The organism is Methylobacterium sp. Leaf104 (assembly GCF_001422885.1).
In the GTDB taxonomy this organism is placed as follows: Bacteria; Pseudomonadota; Alphaproteobacteria; order Rhizobiales; family Beijerinckiaceae; genus Methylobacterium.
Genome location: NZ_LMMZ01000023.1, coordinates 113226 through 128807 on the forward strand (window position 1 = coordinate 113226; position 15582 = coordinate 128807).

At 72.1% G+C, this 15582-nt stretch carries 15 protein-coding genes; 8 read left to right on the forward strand and 7 right to left on the reverse strand.

The genetic code is table 11. The annotated features are described in order from the left end of the window. Positions 1–21 precede the first annotated feature (21 nt). Positions 22–2688 (reverse strand): TIGR02302 family protein, encoded by a 2667-nt coding sequence (locus ASF49_RS13120; RefSeq protein WP_056473441.1) that lies wholly within the window; start codon positions 2686–2688, stop codon positions 22–24. Between the two features lie 206 nt (positions 2689–2894). Here ASF49_RS13120 and ASF49_RS13125 point away from each other — a divergent pair, with 206 nt between their 5' ends. Further along, entirely contained in the window at positions 2895–3410 is a 516-nt protein-coding gene (locus ASF49_RS13125) for a DUF533 domain-containing protein (protein ID WP_056473443.1), read from the forward strand. 3 nt (positions 3411–3413) lie between these two features. Here ASF49_RS13125 and lysA read toward each other — a convergent pair whose 3' ends face one another. From lysA to ASF49_RS13150, 5 genes are all read right to left on the reverse strand, one after another. Further along, entirely contained in the window at positions 3414–4691 is a 1278-nt protein-coding gene (gene lysA / locus ASF49_RS13130) for a diaminopimelate decarboxylase (RefSeq protein WP_056473445.1), read from the reverse strand. A gap of 106 nt (positions 4692–4797) precedes the next feature. Further along, on the reverse strand, positions 4798–5151 hold the full coding sequence (lptM, locus tag ASF49_RS13135) for an LPS translocon maturation chaperone LptM (protein WP_056473447.1): 354 nt from the start codon (positions 5149–5151) through the stop codon (positions 4798–4800). 119 nt (positions 5152–5270) lie between these two features. Then, positions 5271–5564, reverse strand: a complete 294-nt coding sequence (locus ASF49_RS13140; RefSeq protein WP_056473449.1) for a hypothetical protein — start codon at positions 5562–5564, stop codon at positions 5271–5273. A gap of 188 nt (positions 5565–5752) precedes the next feature. After that, a complete protein-coding gene (locus tag ASF49_RS13145) occupies positions 5753–6481 on the reverse strand; it encodes a hypothetical protein (RefSeq protein ID WP_082511307.1) in 729 nt (242 codons plus the stop codon). A 149-nt stretch (positions 6482–6630) separates the two neighbouring features. Then, the gene (locus tag ASF49_RS13150; protein WP_056473453.1) at positions 6631–7251 is read right to left on the reverse strand and encodes a DUF1134 domain-containing protein; all 621 of its coding nucleotides are present in this window, start codon (positions 7249–7251) and stop codon (positions 6631–6633) included. Positions 7252–7404: 153 nt separating this feature from the next. Here ASF49_RS13150 and ASF49_RS13155 point away from each other — a divergent pair, with 153 nt between their 5' ends. Then, complete coding sequence (locus ASF49_RS13155) at positions 7405–7893, forward strand: hypothetical protein (protein WP_056473457.1); 489 nt, start codon at positions 7405–7407, stop codon at positions 7891–7893. 13 nt (positions 7894–7906) lie between these two features. Here the strand turns inward: ASF49_RS13155 and ASF49_RS13160 are convergent, their stop codons facing one another. Then, entirely contained in the window at positions 7907–8785 is an 879-nt protein-coding gene (locus ASF49_RS13160) for a 3'(2'),5'-bisphosphate nucleotidase CysQ family protein (RefSeq protein WP_056473459.1), read from the reverse strand. Between the two features lie 130 nt (positions 8786–8915). Here ASF49_RS13160 and chpT point away from each other — a divergent pair, with 130 nt between their 5' ends. The 6 genes from chpT (at position 8916) to ASF49_RS13190 (ending at position 15573) form a co-directional block, all read left to right on the forward strand. Then, positions 8916–9650, forward strand: coding sequence for a histidine phosphotransferase ChpT (chpT, locus tag ASF49_RS13165; protein ID WP_056473461.1), 735 nt, complete (start codon positions 8916–8918; stop codon positions 9648–9650). A 153-nt stretch (positions 9651–9803) separates the two neighbouring features. Next, positions 9804–12497 carry a hybrid sensor histidine kinase/response regulator gene (locus ASF49_RS13170; RefSeq protein WP_056473463.1) on the forward strand — a complete coding sequence of 898 codons (2694 nt, stop codon included), beginning with the start codon at positions 9804–9806 and terminating at the stop codon, positions 12495–12497. Positions 12498–12529: 32 nt separating this feature from the next. Next, positions 12530–13015: a chemotaxis protein CheW gene (locus tag ASF49_RS13175; RefSeq protein ID WP_056274868.1), complete on the forward strand. Its 486-nt coding sequence runs from the start codon at positions 12530–12532 to the stop codon at positions 13013–13015. A gap of 23 nt (positions 13016–13038) precedes the next feature. Continuing rightward, on the forward strand, positions 13039–13422 hold the full coding sequence (locus ASF49_RS13180; protein ID WP_056473466.1) for a response regulator: 384 nt from the start codon (positions 13039–13041) through the stop codon (positions 13420–13422). An 85-nt stretch (positions 13423–13507) separates the two neighbouring features. After that, on the forward strand, positions 13508–14686 hold the full coding sequence (locus ASF49_RS13185; RefSeq protein ID WP_082511244.1) for a protein-glutamate methylesterase/protein-glutamine glutaminase: 1179 nt from the start codon (positions 13508–13510) through the stop codon (positions 14684–14686). After that, complete coding sequence (locus tag ASF49_RS13190) at positions 14683–15573, forward strand: CheR family methyltransferase (protein WP_056473467.1); 891 nt, start codon at positions 14683–14685, stop codon at positions 15571–15573. The genes ASF49_RS13185 and ASF49_RS13190 overlap by 4 nt, the downstream gene beginning before the upstream one ends. Positions 15574–15582 lie beyond the last annotated feature (9 nt).

Sequence of the window (15582 nt, forward strand, 5' to 3'; positions counted from 1 at the left end):
CCAGGGGGCGGGTTCATCGCGTCAGTTCCGGCGCAGCAGGCGCTCGAAGTAGTCGAGCTCCTCGCGCGGGCGGTTCGGGTCGCCGAGCTTGCGACGCAGCTCCTCCATGATGCGGCGGGTGCGCTGAACGGCGGATTCGTCCGCAGTGGGCACGCGGGCATTGCCGTTGGTCATGTCGCGGCCCTTGGTGGGGCGGCCGAGGGGATCGTCGTCGCGATTCCCGGCCTGGCCCTGCTGGCTCGGCTGTTCGCCCCCCTCGCCCTCGCCTTTGCCCTCGCCCTCGCCCTCGGCCATCTCCTGCATCTGCTTCTGCATGCCCTCGGCGCCGCGCTTCAGGCCGTCGAGCGCCCGGCCCTGGGCGTCGACCGCCTCGCCGTCCTTGCCCTGGCCGAGGGCGCCCTCGGCCTCGCGCATGGCCTCCTCGGCTTCCGACAGGCCTTCCTCGCCCTGCATGCCGAGATCCTTCATGCGGCGCTGAAGGTCCTCCAGGCGCTCGCGCAGGGCCTGCTGGCGCTGGCCGGCGCCGCCCTTCTGGCCCTCGCCCTTCTGCCCCTGCTGACCCTGGCCCTGCTGACCTTGGCCCTGCTGGCCCTGGCCCTGCTGCCCGGGCTGGCCCTTCTGGCCCTCGCCCTGCTGGCCCTGTTGCCCACGCTGCGGACGCTGGCCGCGCTGACCCTGCCCCTGCTGGCCGCGCTTGTCCTGGCCGTCCTTGAAGGTCTCGTCGCGCAGGTCTTGCTGCTCGCGGGAGAGCTTGTCGAGTTCGTCGGCCTGCTTGCTCATCTCGCGGCCGTTCGGGTCGGACTTGCCGCCCGGCTCCGCGGTCTGGAGGTTCTCCAGGATCTCGCGCAGCTGGTCGAGCAGGCGCTGCGCCTCTGCGGTGTCGCCGCGCTTCATGGCCTCGGCCATGTCGTTGAGCATCTTGTTGAGATCGTCCGGCGTCACCGTCTTGGCGTTCGGGTTGGGCTGGCTCTTCTCGGCCTGGGGCTTCCCGTCCTTGCGCTGGCGCTCGGCCATGCCCTTCATGAACTTGTCGAGGGCCTGCTTCAGGTCTTCGGTGAGCTTCTTGATCTCCTCGTCCGGCGCATTGCGCTCGATCGCCTGCTTCAGGTTGTCCTGGGCCGCGCGCAGGCTCTTCTCGGCGTCCGACAGGTCGCCGTCCTCGATCTTCAGGGCCATCTCCCAGAGGAGGTCGGCCACTTCCATCAGGGCCTCGTCGCTGCGGGCGGCGCGCAGACGGCGGGCGGCGGTCTTCAGCCCGAGGAAGACGCTCGGCTGCGGCGTGAACGTGTCTGGGGCGATCAGGAGCGCGTCGAGGGCGGTCTGCACCCGGCCGCGGCTGTCGTCCGGCGCGGTGATCAGGCGCCGGCGCTCCTCGGCCAGGGCGCGGGCCAGCGGCTGGGCGAAGATCCGGGCCGGCAGCGTCACCTCGGCGGTGGGCGTGCGGCCCTCCTGCCCGGCCTCGTCCTTCACCACCAGCGTCAGGCGCACGCGGGCGCCGGACCACGGATTGTCGGTGAGGTCGACCAGGGTCTTGGTCTCGTGCTCGCCGGTCGCATCGGCCGGCAGGGCGAGCGCGATCTTCGGCGGCGGCACCAGGGCGCGGGTGTTGGCCAGGGGCTCGACCAGGCCCTCGGCCGAGGCGATGCCGTAATCGTCCTTGGCCCGGTAGGTCAGGTTGAAGGTCCCGCGCGCATTGACCTCGAGGGCGCCGATGCGCTCCACCTCGGGAGCCGTGTCGGGGATCGTCTCGACGAGGAGGTGCTGCGTCGTGCCGCCGGCCGCGACCGTGAGGTCGGCGACGCCGCCGGTGAGCTGGAAGCGGTCCTCGCGCAGGTCCGCATGGGGCGGCTTGCCCGGCAATGCCGTCAGCCCGGCCTTCGGCGTCAGCACCGCCTCGCCCTGGCCGGCGATCCGCACGATCAGGGTGGAGTTGACCGGCGCGCGCAGGCGCTGCTGCTCGCCGTTCATGGTCACGACCAGGGGCGGCAGGCGGGTGTAGAGCGGCGGATCGATCCAGCCGTCCACCCGGAAGGTCGGCCCCGGCGCCGGTGGCGCCCGCCAGTCGAAGGCGCCGAGGATGCGGGGGCGCCACTCGGCACCGGCGACGAACAGGCTCGCCACCGCCGCCACGATCAGGGCCGCCCGGAGCGCGAAGGGATCACGCCGCGCCATGCCGGGCCGCGGCGGCGGCGGTGCCAGCCCGGCCACGGCCTCGGCCGCCCGGGCCTGGTGCAGGGCCCAGAGGGCGCGGGTCGCCGGATCGGCGGTGCCGACCGCGAGGGTGTCCTCGATCGAGGAGGCGGGGTTGTGGGAGAGGGGACCGCCCTTGGCGGCGGCCGCGCGGTCGATCCGGGCCAGGGCCGCGCGCCGGCTGTCGCGCCGCAGGCGCGCCAGGGGCAGGAGCACGGCGACGAGGGCCAGGGCGAAGAGCGCGATCCCGGCGATCCGGGCGAGCGGCGGCAGGTCGAGCCAGAGCCCGAGCCAGGACAGGGTGAGGAAGGCCAGGACCAGGCCGATGCCGCGCCACAGGATCGGCCAGGCCCGCTCCCAGAGCCCGGCGGCCTGCGAGCGGGCGACCAGCCGGTCGAGCCGCTGGCGCAGGGCGGGTCCCCGTGCCTCGGGGGCCGTCGCGCGCGAATCCGACGCCTGTCCGCTGCGTGTGGAGGTCGCCGGGTCGGCCTCGCCCATCGTGTCTGGCTCCTCGCGCGTCGCATGGGCGGCGCGCCTTCCCCGCAAGGCTAGCATGGTGGCGGCACCGCGCGACGGGGTCAAATCATCCCAGGGTGCCTCGTCGCCTGCCCCGGCGTCTGGCCCTCGGCGACGGGCCGATCTGAACCCGCCGCGTCCCTCGCGGGTTGCTGCCTCGATTTCAGCGGTTCGGAAGGATGTCCGCCATGGTCGATGTGAAGCCCCTCGTCGATGCCCTGGTGCGCGCGCGCCGCGGCCGCCTCGCGGCCACCGCCGCCCTCGGCGGCCTCGCCCTGGTGGCGGGACTCGCCGCGCGGGCGCTGCGCGGATCGCCCCTGCCGGAGCCCGAGGAGGCACCGGCGGCCCCCGGCGTCGACGAGGACGAGGCGCGCTGGATGCTGCGCGCGATGGTGGCGGCGACCCTGGCCGACGGGATGATCGACAAGGACGAGCGCCAGCGCCTCGACGCGGCGGTCCAGGCCTCGGGGGTCGCGCGGGACGGGGCGGCCTGGCTGGAGGCCGAGATCGCCGATCCGGTCGACCTCGACACCATCGCGGATGCGGTGAACACGCCCGAGCAGGCGACGCGGATCTACTCGGCGGTGCGCCTCTCCGTCCTGGCGGACACGCTGCAGGAGCGGGAATTCCTCAAGCGGCTCGCCGAAGCCCTCGACGTTCCGGAGGAGGCCGTCGCCCGGATCGAGGGCGAACTCGCCGCCTGAGGTTCAGGGCTGCGGCTCGAGCCAGCCCGGCATCCGGTCGAGGGCGATCAGGTCCTCGTAGGTCTGGCGCGGACGCACGATGGCGGCGTCCGCGCCGCGCACCAGCACCTCCGGCACGAGCAGGCGGGAATTGTAGGTGCCGGCCTGCACCGCCCCGTAGGCCCCGGCGCTCATCACGGCGATGAGGTCGCCGGGGGCGACCTCCGGCATCTCACGGCCCAGCGCGATGTAGTCGCCGCTCTCGCAGACCGGACCGACCACGTCGGCGACCATCCTCGGCGTCTCGGGCATAGGCTCTCTGACCGGCCGCAGCCCGTGATAGGCCTCGTACAGGGTCGGACGGATCAGGTCGTTCATCGCCGCGTCGACGATGACGAAGGTCCGGCCCTCGGTACGCTTCACGTAGATCACGCGGGTCACCAGGATGCCGGCATTGCCGGCGATCATCCGGCCGATCTCGAAGACCGGGCGCAGGCCCAGCGGCGCGAAATGCGGGCGCAGGATCGCCGACAGCGCCGCGGGCTCCGGCGGCGGCGCGTTGTCGTCGCGATAGGGGATGCCGAGGCCGCCGCCGAAATCGATGTGGTGGAGGTCGTGCCCCTCCGCCATCAGGTCGCGGGCGAGGCCGGCGAGCAAGCCGGCGGCGTGGTCGAAGGGCGCGAGATCGGTGATCTGGCTGCCGATATGCATGTCCACGCCGGCGATCGCGAGGCCCGGCAGCGTCGCCGCGTGGGCGTAGGCCGCCCGGGCCCGGCCGATCGGGATGCCGAACTTGTTCTCGGACTTGCCGGTGGAGATCTTGGCGTGGGTGCCGGCATCGACGTCGGGATTGACCCGGATCGAGACCGGCGCCGTCAGGCCGAGGCTGGACGCCACGGCGGAGAGCTGGGCCAGTTCCGGCTCGCTCTCGACGTTGAAGCAGAAGATGCCGGCCTTCAGGGCGGCGGCCATCTCGCCCTGCGTCTTGCCGACGCCGGAGAAGACGATGCGCTGCGGATCGACGCCGGCCGCCAGCGCCCGGCGCAGCTCGCCCTCCGAGACGATGTCCATGCCGGCCCCGAGGCGGGCCAGGGTGGCGAGCACGGCCTGGTTCGAGTTCGCCTTCATGGCGAAGCAGACGAGGGCGTCGTCCGCGCCGAACGCCTTGGCGAAGACGCCGTAATGGCGCTCCAGGGTGGCGGTGGCGTAGCAGTAGAACGGCGTCCCGACCGTGTCCGCGAGGGCGGTCAGGTCGACATCCTCGGCCTGGAGGCGGCCGTCGCGGTAGTGAAAGTGGTGCATCGGCCTGCCTGCGGGCATCCGCCCGGGGATTCGGGCCTGCGCGCGGCGCGTCCGGGCGGGCGCGTCTTCCCGCACGAGGCCGGGGAAGGTCTGTGGTGAGCCGCTTCTACAGCAGCGGGTCGAGCAGGAAAGGCTGCTTGGGGATGACGTAGCCGCGCTTGGCGCCGCGCGTCGTCTTCACCGGCGCCTCGGCGCCCGAGCCCGGCACCGCCAGGGTGTCGAGCTCGTCACCGGCACGCACCGCGTCCGGCTCCGGCGTCGCGGCCCCGCCGCCGAGGCCGACGCTCTGCGGCAGCGCGCGCGGGCTCGCGACGCCGGGCAGGCCAGGGCGCGCCACGGAGCGCGCGGCGGCGGTGCCCGGCGGGGGCTCCAGCGCCCCGCGGCGACCGCAGGCCGAGGCGGACAGCGCGACGAGGCCGAGCGCGGCGATCGTCGTCAGAGGGCGGGAACGGAGGAACATCGACGCTTGCGGTCCGGGACACGGTGGCCGTCAGCATAGCCGTTGCGGCCGCGCGACGCGAGGGAAACGGCGACGCTGTCCCGCGCGGCGATGGCGTCCCGCGCGGAACCGGGCGCCCCTCAGCTCTTCTTCTTGCCGTCCGTCTTCTGGTAGACGTCGATGGCGCGACGGCAATTCTCCGAGAGCTTGGTCCAGTTGGTCTGGAAGCACTTGTCGAGAGCCGGATCATCGGTGGCGAGGTTGCCGCAATAGGTCAGGTAATCGCCGGTGCAATACTTCTTCAAGGTCTCGTTGCCGCGCTTCGTCTGCGGAGCGGCGGCTCCCTGCGGCTGCGCGGCGGGCTGGGCGAGCGCGGGTGAGACCGCGGCCGTGGCGGCGAGGAGGAGGGCAAGCGACGTGAGCTTAAGGGCCATGGGGGGCGCGGTCCGTCTCAGAAAACAGGGAATGGGCGATCCGATGAAGCGCCGACATGGTCGAAACATGGCGCGCGGATGGTCGCCGCGTGGTCAGGCCGCTTTCTACGCCGCGATTTCCCGTCCGCGCAACGTCCGCGGCGTTTTCCGCCGCACATGACGCGACGCGAATGCGGCCGGATCGCGGATCAGTTGGTCCGCGCCGGCATCGGGTAGGCCGAGACGGGCGGAAGCCGCTCGCGCTGCATCAGGCTGTCGGCGACGTCGGAGATCCTCCGGCGCAGGTCGGCCGCCTCGCCCTCGCGCCGGGCCATCACCTCGGCCAGGGCCTCCTCGGCCGCAGCGAGGCTGGCGCGCAGGGTCTCGCGCTCCGCCACCAGCGTGGCGGTGAGGTCCGGAACCTCGGAGCCCGACGGAACCCCAGCTTCGGCCACCTCCGGCCCGCTCTGCCCGGCACGGGCGGCGATGAGATCGTCGAGGATCTCCTGGTGGGCGAGTTCGAGCACCTGAAGGGTGGCGAGCCCCAGGGCCGTGTCCTGGCGCGCGGCCTCGAGGTCGCGCTCGACGTCGCTCAGGGTCGCGCGGGTCGCCGCGAGCACCGCCTCGCGCTCGCCCAGGGTGGCCTCCCGCTCCTCGACCGTCCGGGTGAGGGCCGCCGCCTCCATGGTCCGCGCGCCGATGGCGGCGAGGTCGCCGTGGCGGTGGGCCTTCACCGCCTCGACCCGGCGCTCGAGGCGGCGCTGGGCGACGGCGAACTGCGCCCGCAGATAGTCCTTCTCGGCGGCGACCTCGGAGATCGACAGGGGGAGGCGGGCCTCGACGCGGCGCTTCGACAGGCGCGCCGCCCGGGCGTTCACGGCGGGCAGAAGCAACAGCGCGCACAGGCTCGCGGCCAGGAAGCCGAGCGTGAAGATCATCACGGTTTCGATCACGCGGAAACGCTCGCTCAACACGCCGTTGACGACAATGACGACGGGGTGACCCGTCGACCCTCGCCGGCCTGTTTAGCCCATGTCCCCCCGGGATGGGCAAGGCGTGCGGGGACACACCCCCGCGCTCGCGCGACTCAGAACGGATTCCAGGTCGGCTTGGCCGTGAACTTGAGATAGCCGATGTTGATGCCGAGGCGGGCGCCGACGCCGGTGCGGATCGGCACCACCACGATGTCGTCCGCCGTCACCGCCGTCATGCCGAAGCCGCCCACGAGGTAGGCCGAACCGTCCACGCCGCCGAAGCGGCGATACAGGCCCGCCACCGCCGGCAGGTTGTAGACCAGCATCATGGTGCGGTCGCCGTCGCCGCCGACGTCGAAGCCGATCGACGGACCCTGCCAGTAGATCCGGCGCTGGCCGGCATTGCGGGTGTAGAGCGTGCCCTCGCCGTAGCGGACGCCGCCGACGATGGCGCCCGAGGCCTCCTGGCCCAGGATGTAGCCGTTGGGCTCGCCCCAGCGGCGCGTCGCCTCCTCGACCAGCTGGGCGAGGCCGCGCGACATCGAGCCGAAGAAGCGGTGGCCGTTATCGACGAGTTCCTCGGGGCGAAACTTGCCCGGCGCGCCGTCGGCCGCCGCGAGGGCGCGGGGCGAGACGCCGAGGAGGAGCGCGCCCGCAAGGGCGCCGACGACGGCGCGCCGGGTGGCGGGCTCGCGCGATGGCAGGGCGCGGCCGGCCCGATGGTTCAACGTCATGCCTCGTCCCTCCTGTCTACCGACACCCGCCCGGAGGCGCTATCGTCTCGCTAACCGAGACCGCGCTATGGACGATCCTGTCATCCTAGGGACGCCGCGGCCCGCAGCCGGTGCGCCTCGATACGCGGCGATCATGATGCGAAACAAAGCAACATGTGGTTAACGCGCCGTCACCTGCTTCGCGTCGCCGCCATCGGCGGTCTGCTGCCGGTCGGCGCCGGGGTCCGGGCGTCTCCGCTACCGCCGCTTCCGGCCGGCCGCATCGCCCTCGCGGGCTTCGACGTGGTGAGCTACTTCCTCGACGGCCCGGAGCCGGGGCGACCGGCCTACGAGGTGTCCTGGGCGGGACGGACGTGGCGCTTCGCGCGGGCCGCGAACCGGGAGGCGTTCCGGGCCGCGCCCGCCGCCTATGCCCCCCGGCTGGGCGGATTCGACCCGGTCGGCGTCCTCGCCGGGCGCCTCGTCGATACCGATCCGCTGGTCTATGCCCGCCTGCCGGGTCCGGACGGCACCGAGCGGCTCTACCTCTTCCGCAACGACGCGCACCGCCTGCGCGTCATCGCCGAACCGCGCCTCGGCGCCGAGGCGGAGGCGCGCTGGCCGAGCCTGCACGACCAGATCGACAGCGACTTCCCGGACTGAACATCCGTCCCGGTCAGATCCGGCCCTCGCCCTGCGGCGCGGGCCGGTCCGGGCCGCGCCCGACCGGGCTGCGCTCGGGCAGCACGAGGTTGTCCGCGTAGCTCGCGTCGCCCAGGGCCGCGAAGGGGCCGTTGCGGTAGTTGCGGGTGTAGTGCCCGTAGGTCATCGGCCGGCCGGCGGGGACGACGACGCAACCGCCCGCGACCGTGAGGATGTGGTCGCCCGCCGCCGTGTCCCACTCCATGGTCGGCCCGCAGCGGACGTAGATGTCGGCCTCGCCGGAGGCGATGAGGCAGAATTTCAGGGCGGATGCGGCCGAACGGGTCGCCCCGAGCCGAAGGGCGCCGAGGCAGGCCTCCGTCTCGCTGTCCCCGTGCCGGTTGCTGCGCAGGGCGACGAGGCCCTGGTCCGGCCGCGGCCGCACCGCGATCGGCTGCCGCTCGCCGAGATGTCCGTCGCGGATCTCCGCCCCGAAGGCATGGGCGCCGGCGCCCCAGACCCGGCGCAGGCCGGGAGCCGCGAGGGCGGCGGCGATCGGCCGGTCGCCCGCGACCAGGCCGATATTGACGCTGTACTCGGCGTTGCCGGCCAGGAAGTCGCGGGTTCCGTCGAGGGGGTCGACGAGGAAGAACAGCGGCGCCGGCGGATGGTCGTAGGAGGATTCCTCGGCGATCACCGGGATGCCGGGCCAGTGCCGGGCGAGCTCCCCGATGATGAAGGTCTCGGATTCCGCGTCCGCCTGGCTGGCCGGCGAGCCGTCGGGCTTGAGAACGTGCGGACAATCGCCGCCATGGTGCCGCCTCAGGATCTCGCCCGCCCGGCAGGCGATTTCCATCAGGGTGGCCGCAATACGGTCGCGCGTCGGCGCATCGATCGACATGATACGGGGCATGATGCCCGCGGCACGGACCCTTGTCGACCCGGATCGCGAAGGGTCCGGGTGCTTTTCAAAGTATCCGGCGCCGTCTATCGGTGCCCTTCAAGACCGGACGCGGCCCTGAAACGCCTGCGCGGAGCGCACCATGACCCCCCTCAATCTCGACGCCCTCGACCTGTCCGCCCTCCTGTGCTCACGCGTCTGCCACGACGTGATCAGCCCGGTGGGAGCCATCGTGAACGGGCTGGAGGTCCTGGAGGACGAGAGCGACACCTCCATGCGGGAATTCGCCCTGGAGCTCATCGCCAAGAGCGCGCGCCAGGCCTCGGCGCGCCTGCAATTCGCCCGCATCGCCTTCGGCGCCGCCGGCTCCGCCGGAGCCTCGATCGACCTCGCCGATGCCGAGAAGGTGTCGCGCGGGATGTTCGCCGACGACAAGACGCAGCTCGCCTGGAGCGCGCCCCAGGCGCTCTACCCGAAGAACAAGGTCAAGCTTCTCCTCAACCTCGTGATGATCGCGCAGAGCGCGATTCCCCGCGGCGGCCTCATCGACGTGGTGGTGCGCGGCGACGGCGAGGCCCCGACCCTGACCCTGACGAGCAAGGGCTCGCACGCCCGCATCCCGGCCCATGTCGAGGACATGATCGCCGGCACGCCCGAGAACGGTACCGTCGACGCGCACGGCATCCTGCCGTTCTATGCCGGGCTCGTCGCCCGCGCCGCGGCCATGGACGTGCGCTTCTCGATCGAGGGCGACACCGTGACCATCGCGGCGACGCCGACCGCCGCCGCGGGGCCGGAGGCGCCCGTGGCGCCGCATGCGGAGCCGGAGGCCGACCGGCCGTCGGATTCCGAGCCGCCGGACACGGCGCTGGCCTGACGCGAACCGAGCTTTCGGCGGTTCATCGGGAGATCGACAAATATTATAGCGATCTCCCGCTTTGTCCTCGGGGATGAAACCCTTCCCTAACCGGTTCGGGTTCAAGGTCGGTCCTGCACAGACTGTAGTGCGCGTATGGACCGAGTACCTCTCATGGACGACTTGTTGCGTGAGTTCCTGACCGAGAGCGCGGAGCACCTCGACACCGTCGATGCCGAGCTCGTCCGGTTCGAGCAGGATCCGAACAATCAGACGATCCTGCGGAACATCTTCCGCCTCGTCCATACCATCAAGGGCACCTGCGGATTCCTCGGCCTGCCGCGCCTCGAAGCGCTGGCCCACGCCGCCGAGACCCTCATGGGCCAGTTCCGCGACGGCATGCCGGTCACAGGCCCCGCGGTCAGCCTCATCCTCGTCACCCTCGACCGCCTCAAGGCGATCCTCGGCGACCTCGAGGCCACCGGCTCCGAGCCGGCCGGCAGCGACGACGATCTCATCGGCGCCCTGGAGGAGATGGCCTCCGCCCCGATCGCCCCGGCCGCCCCCGCGCCCGTCGCAGAGATCAAGCTGCCCGACCCGGTCGTGCGCGAGCTGAAGCCCGGCGAGGTCAGCCTGGAGGATCTCGAGCGCGCCTTCCTGGAGGCCGAGGGGCCCGATCCGTTCGACGTCGCCCCCGCGCCGGCGCCGGTCGCCGCCGCTCCCGAGCCGGTGCGCGAGGCTCCGGCCCCGATGCCCGCGAAGGCCGCCGAGGCGCCCGCGAAATCCGCCGATGCGCCCGCCGCCCCCGAGGGCGAGGGCGGCATCGCGAAGGTCCAGACCATCCGCGTCAACGTCGACACCCTCGAACACCTCATGACGATGGTGTCCGAGCTGGTGCTGACCCGCAACCAGCTCCTCGAGATCGCCCGCCGCCACGACGACTCGACCTACAAGGTTCCGCTGCAGCGCCTCAGCCACGTGACGGCCGAGCTGCAGGAAGGCGTCATGAAGACGCGCATGCAGCCCATCGGCAACGCCTGGCAGAAGCTGCCGCGCGTGGTCCGCGACCTGTCCTCGGAACTCGGCAAGCAGATCGAGCTCGTGATGAGCGGCGCCGAGACCGAGCTCGACCGCCAGGTCCTCGAGGTCATCAAGGACCCGCTCACCCACATGGTGCGCAACTCGGCCGATCACGGCATCGAGTCGGCCGCCGACCGCAAGGCCTCCGGCAAGCCGCTGCGCGGCACCATCCGCCTCTCCGCCTATCACGAGGGCGGCACGATCACGATCGAGATCGCCGACGACGGCAAGGGCCTCGATCTCGCCGCCATCCGCCGCAAGGCCGTGGAGCGCAAGATCGCGAGCCAGGCCGAGGTCGAGCGGATGACCGACGCCCAGGTGGCGAAGTTCATCTTCCATCCGGGCTTCTCGACCGCCGCCGCCATCACCTCGGTCTCCGGCCGCGGCGTCGGCATGGACGTGGTCAAGACGAACATCGAGCTCATCGGCGGCGTCATCGACATCAACACGCAGCTCGGCCGCGGCACCACCTTCACCATCAAGATCCCGCTCACCCTCGCGATCATCGCCGCCCTCATCGTGAAGGCCGGCGAGCAGCGCTTCGCGGTGCCCCAGGTGGCGGTGCTGGAACTGGTGCGCGTCGACAAGGCGACCGCCCAGAAGGTCGAGCGCATCAACGGCTCGCCGGTGCTGCGCCTGCGCGAGCGCCTCCTGCCGATCGTCACCCTCACGGGCGTCCTCGGCCAGGACCAGGCCGCCGACGCCGTGGATTCCGGCTTCGTGGTGGTGGCCCAGGTCGGGCGCCAGCGCTTCGGCATCCTCGTCGACGAGGTCTTCCACACGGAGGAGATCGTCGTGAAGCCGATGTCCTCGAAGCTGCGCCACCTGCCGCTGTTCGCCGGCAACACCATCCTGGGCGACGGCGCCGTGGTGCTCATCGTCGACCCGAACGGCATCGCCCAGCAGGTCAGTCAGGGCTCGCAGTCCGGCGCCATCCCGGTCGAGGCCGAGGTCGAGGAGATCGAGGCTGCCGACGCCAAGGCCACGCTCCTCGTCTTCAAGGGCGGCGCGGGCAGCTACAAGGCGGTGCCGCTCTCCCTGGTCACCCGCCTGGAGGAGATCGAATCGGCCAAGGTCGAGTGGGTCGGCGGGCGTCCGCTGATCCAGTACCGCGGCCGCCTGATGCCGCTGGTGCCCGCCGATCCGTCGATCGAGATCCGCACCTCCGGCACCCAGGCCCTCGTGGTGTTCTCCGACGGCGAGCGGGCCATGGGCCTCGTGGTCGACGAGATCGTCGACATCGTCGAGGAGCGCCTCGACGTCGAGATCTCGGCGGACCGCTCGGACCTCATCGGCTCCGCCGTCCTGCGCGGCCGCGCCACCGAGATCATCAACATCGCCCACTTCCTGCCGCTGGCCTACGACGACTGGGCGCGGGGTCCCAAGAAGACGGTCAAGAAGAGCTCGACCCTCCTCCTCGTCGACGATTCCGCTTTCTTCCGCGAGATGCTGAGCCCCGTCCTCAAGGCCGCCGGCTACAGCGTGATCACCGCCGCCAGCGCCGACGAGGCGGTGGCGGCCCTGCTCTCCAACGGCCGGATCGACGTGGTGGTGTGCGACCTCGAGATGCCGGGCCGCAACGGCTTCGACCTCGTCGGCGCCATGCGCAAGGTGGAGGGCCGCGTCGCCGGACTTCCCGTCATCGGCCTCTCCGGCACCATCGGCGCCGAGGCCATCGAGCGGGCGCGGACGCTCGGCATCGCCGACCTCGTGGCGAAGTTCGACCGCAGCGGCCTGATCTCGGCCCTGGCCGAGCTCGACGTCTCCAGCCTCGCCGCCGCCGCCTGACCGGCGAAGCCCCTTCGGAGTCCACGCCCATGATGCAGGCCGCCAACACCAACGCCGCGGAAACCGTCGGCACCCACGACTTCGTCACCGTCTTCGTCGGCGAGACCATGTTCGGTCTCGCCATCGACCGGGTGCACGACGTCTTCATCCCGGCCGGCGTCACGCCGGTGCCGCTCGCCCCGCCGGAGATCGTCGGGCTCCTCAACCTGCGCGGCCGCGTGGTCACCGCCCTCTGCCTGCGCCGCCGCCTCAGCATGGCGCCCCGCACCGGGGACGGCGCCCAGATGGCGATCGGCCTGGAGCAGGGCGGCGAGACCTTCGCCCTCATCGTCGACGGCGTCGGCGAGGTGCTCAAGCTCGGGGCCGAGACCCACGAGCCGGTGCCGATCAACCTCGATGCCCGCTGGCGCGACCTCACGCTCGGCGTCCACCGCCTCGACGGGCGCCTCCTCGTCATCCTCGACGTCGATGCGCTCCTCGCCTTCGGGACGAACGCCCGCACCGCCGGCGCCGCCTGACCCCAGCCCAGGAGAAGGGACCGATGAAAACCTGTCTCATCGTCGACGACTCCGCCGTCATCCGGAAGGTGGCGCGCCGCATCTTCGAGACCATGAACTTCGAGGTCGGCGAGGCCGAGGACGGCGAGAAGGCGCTCAGCGCCTGCGGCAAGACGATGCCGGATGCGATCCTGCTCGACTGGAACATGCCGACGATGGACGGCTACGACTTCCTCCGGGCCCTGCGGAAGACCCCCGGCGGAGAGAAGCCGAAGGTGCTGTTCTGCACCACGGAGAACGACGTCGGCGCCATCGCCCGCGCCCTGCATGCGGGCGCCGACGAGTACATCATGAAGCCCTTCGACCGCGACATCGTCACGGCGAAGCTGGCCCAGGTCGGCTTCGCCACGGACGCCGACGCAGCCTGACGCGGACGCGGACCGGGCGCCCCGCCCCGTCCGGCCGAGGTTCCCCTTTCGACCGCATTCCCGCGTCGCTTACAGCGTGAAATCCATGATGGCCGCTCCCGCACCGACCTTCGCGTCGACCCATTCCGCGCCGCCGCCCCTGGCGGGGCAGCGGGTGAGGGTCCTGATCGCCGACGATTCGGCCGTGGTGCGCGGGCTCGTCGCCCGCTGGATCGGCGAGGCCGGCTACGAGGTCGTCGCCACGGCCGCCAACGGCCGGATCGCCCTGGAGGCGATGTCGCGCCACGACCCCGACGTGATCCTCCTCGACATCGACATGCCGGAACTCGACGGCACCCAGGCGCTGCCGCTGCTGCTCGCCAAGAGCCCCGGCGTCCAGGTCATCATGATGTCGACCCTGACGACCCGCAACGCCGACATCTCCCTGCGCTGCCTCGCCCTCGGCGCGGTGGACTACATCCCCAAGCCCGAGAGCAACCGCGGCGTCACCACCTCGGACGCCTTCCGCACCGACCTGATCGAGCGGGTGCGCCTGTTCGGCTCGGCCCGGGCGCGCAAGCGCGGCGCCTCCGGCGCGCCGGTCCCGGTCTCGCCCGGCATGCCGGCGCCCGCGCCGGTCTCGGCCCTGCGGCCGACGTCGCCCCTGGTGCTGCGTCCCAAGGCCCGCAACGGCGTCACCCCCCGGGTCCTCCTCATCGGTGCCTCCACCGGCGGACCGCGCGCGGTCGGCGAGGTCCTGGAGAAGATCGGCAGCGCCACCCTGCGCCAGTTCCCCGTCCTCATCGTGCAGCACATGCCCCCGGTCTTCACCGCGGTGTTCGCCGAGCATCTCGGCGTCCGCACCGGCCTGCCGGCGGCGGAGGGCAAGGCCGACGAGCGCCTGCAGCCGGGCCGGATCTACGTGGCTCCCGGCGGACGCCACATGGGCCTCGCCGGATCGCGCCAGGACGTGACCATCCGCCTGCACGACGGCCCGGTGGTGAATTTCTGCCGTCCCGCCGTCGACGTCCTGTTCCAGGATGCCGCCGCGATCTTCGGGGCCGCCTCCCTGGCCGTGGTGCTCACCGGCATGGGCTCGGACGGGACCGGGGGCGCCCGCGCCCTCACCGAGGCCGGCGCCGCTGTGCTCGCCCAGGACGAGGCGACCAGCACGGTCTGGGGCATGCCCGGCAGCATCGCCAAGGCGGGGCTCGCCCAGGCGATCCTGCCGCTCGGCGAGATCGGCCCGGCCTTGCGCAATCTTCTGACGGGACAGGGCGCATGACCGACGTCGAATTCGATTTCCTGCGCGCCTACCTCAAGACCCGCTCCGGCCTCGCCCTGAGCGGAGAGAAGCGCTACCTGGTGGAGAGCCGCCTCGGGCCGGTCTGCCGGCGCTTCAACCTCGCCGATCTCGGCGCGCTCGTGAACGCCCTCAAGGGCGGCCGCGACCTCGCCATGGAGAAGGCGGTGGTCGAGGCGATGACCACCAACGAGACCTTCTTCTTCCGCGACCGCACGCCCTTCGACCTGTTCCGCGACGTGCTGCTGCCGGAGGCCATGGCCCGCCGGGCCGCCCAGCGCCGCCTGCGGATCTGGTGTGCCGCCGCCTCCACCGGCCAGGAGCCCTATTCCCTGGCGATGATGCTGCAGGACGCCGCCCCCCGCCTCGCGGGCTGGACCGTCGACCTCATCGGCACCGACCTCTCGACCGAGGTCCTGGAGAAGGCCAGGGCGGGGCTCTACAGCCATTTCGAGGTGCAGCGCGGCCTGCCGGTGCAGTCGCTGATCAAGCATTTCGAGCAGGTCGGCGAGCAGTGGCGCATCTCCGCCACGCTCCGCCAGATGGTGGATTACCGCCCCCTCAACCTGCTGCAGCCCTTCGACGGCCTCGGCACCTTCGACATCATCTATTGCCGCAACGTGCTGATCTACTTCGACGCGCCGACGAAGGGCGACGTGCTGGCCCGCCTGAGCAACAGCCTGGCGGCCGACGGCGCGCTCCTCCTCGGCGCCGCCGAGACCGTGATCGGCCTGACCGAGAAGCTCGTCCCCAACACCAAGCACCGGGGCCTGTACAACCAGGCCGGAGCATCGTCCCTGCCGCACGGCCGGCCGGCGCCGGGGCTCGCCCCCGCCGCCCCGCCACTGCGCCGGGCCGTCGGCCTCTGAGCCCGAATC

Bases quoted from the DNA above. Each gene is read 5' to 3' on its own strand.
- ASF49_RS13190 (WP_056473467.1), top strand. From the start codon at position 14,683: ATGACCGACGTCGAATTCGATTTCCTGCGCGCCTACCTCAAGACCCGC.
- ASF49_RS13145 (WP_082511307.1), bottom strand. From the start codon at position 6,481: ATGATCTTCACGCTCGGCTTCCTGGCCGCGAGCCTGTGCGCGCTGTTG.
- ASF49_RS13155 (WP_056473457.1), top strand. From the start codon at position 7,405: ATGTGGTTAACGCGCCGTCACCTGCTTCGCGTCGCCGCCATCGGCGGT.
- ASF49_RS13170 (WP_056473463.1), top strand. From the start codon at position 9,804: ATGGACGACTTGTTGCGTGAGTTCCTGACCGAGAGCGCGGAGCACCTC.
- ASF49_RS13140 (WP_056473449.1), bottom strand. From the start codon at position 5,564: ATGGCCCTTAAGCTCACGTCGCTTGCCCTCCTCCTCGCCGCCACGGCC.
- ASF49_RS13175 (WP_056274868.1), top strand. From the start codon at position 12,530: ATGCAGGCCGCCAACACCAACGCCGCGGAAACCGTCGGCACCCACGAC.
- chpT (WP_056473461.1), top strand. From the start codon at position 8,916: ATGACCCCCCTCAATCTCGACGCCCTCGACCTGTCCGCCCTCCTGTGC.
- ASF49_RS13125 (WP_056473443.1), top strand. From the start codon at position 2,895: ATGGTCGATGTGAAGCCCCTCGTCGATGCCCTGGTGCGCGCGCGCCGC.
- ASF49_RS13180 (WP_056473466.1), top strand. From the start codon at position 13,039: ATGAAAACCTGTCTCATCGTCGACGACTCCGCCGTCATCCGGAAGGTG.
- ASF49_RS13120 (WP_056473441.1), bottom strand. From the start codon at position 2,688: ATGGGCGAGGCCGACCCGGCGACCTCCACACGCAGCGGACAGGCGTCG.
- ASF49_RS13150 (WP_056473453.1), bottom strand. From the start codon at position 7,251: ATGACGTTGAACCATCGGGCCGGCCGCGCCCTGCCATCGCGCGAGCCC.
- lysA (WP_056473445.1), bottom strand. From the start codon at position 4,691: ATGCACCACTTTCACTACCGCGACGGCCGCCTCCAGGCCGAGGATGTC.
- ASF49_RS13160 (WP_056473459.1), bottom strand. From the start codon at position 8,785: ATGCCCCGTATCATGTCGATCGATGCGCCGACGCGCGACCGTATTGCG.
- lptM (WP_056473447.1), bottom strand. From the start codon at position 5,151: ATGTTCCTCCGTTCCCGCCCTCTGACGACGATCGCCGCGCTCGGCCTC.
- ASF49_RS13185 (WP_082511244.1), top strand. From the start codon at position 13,508: ATGATGGCCGCTCCCGCACCGACCTTCGCGTCGACCCATTCCGCGCCG.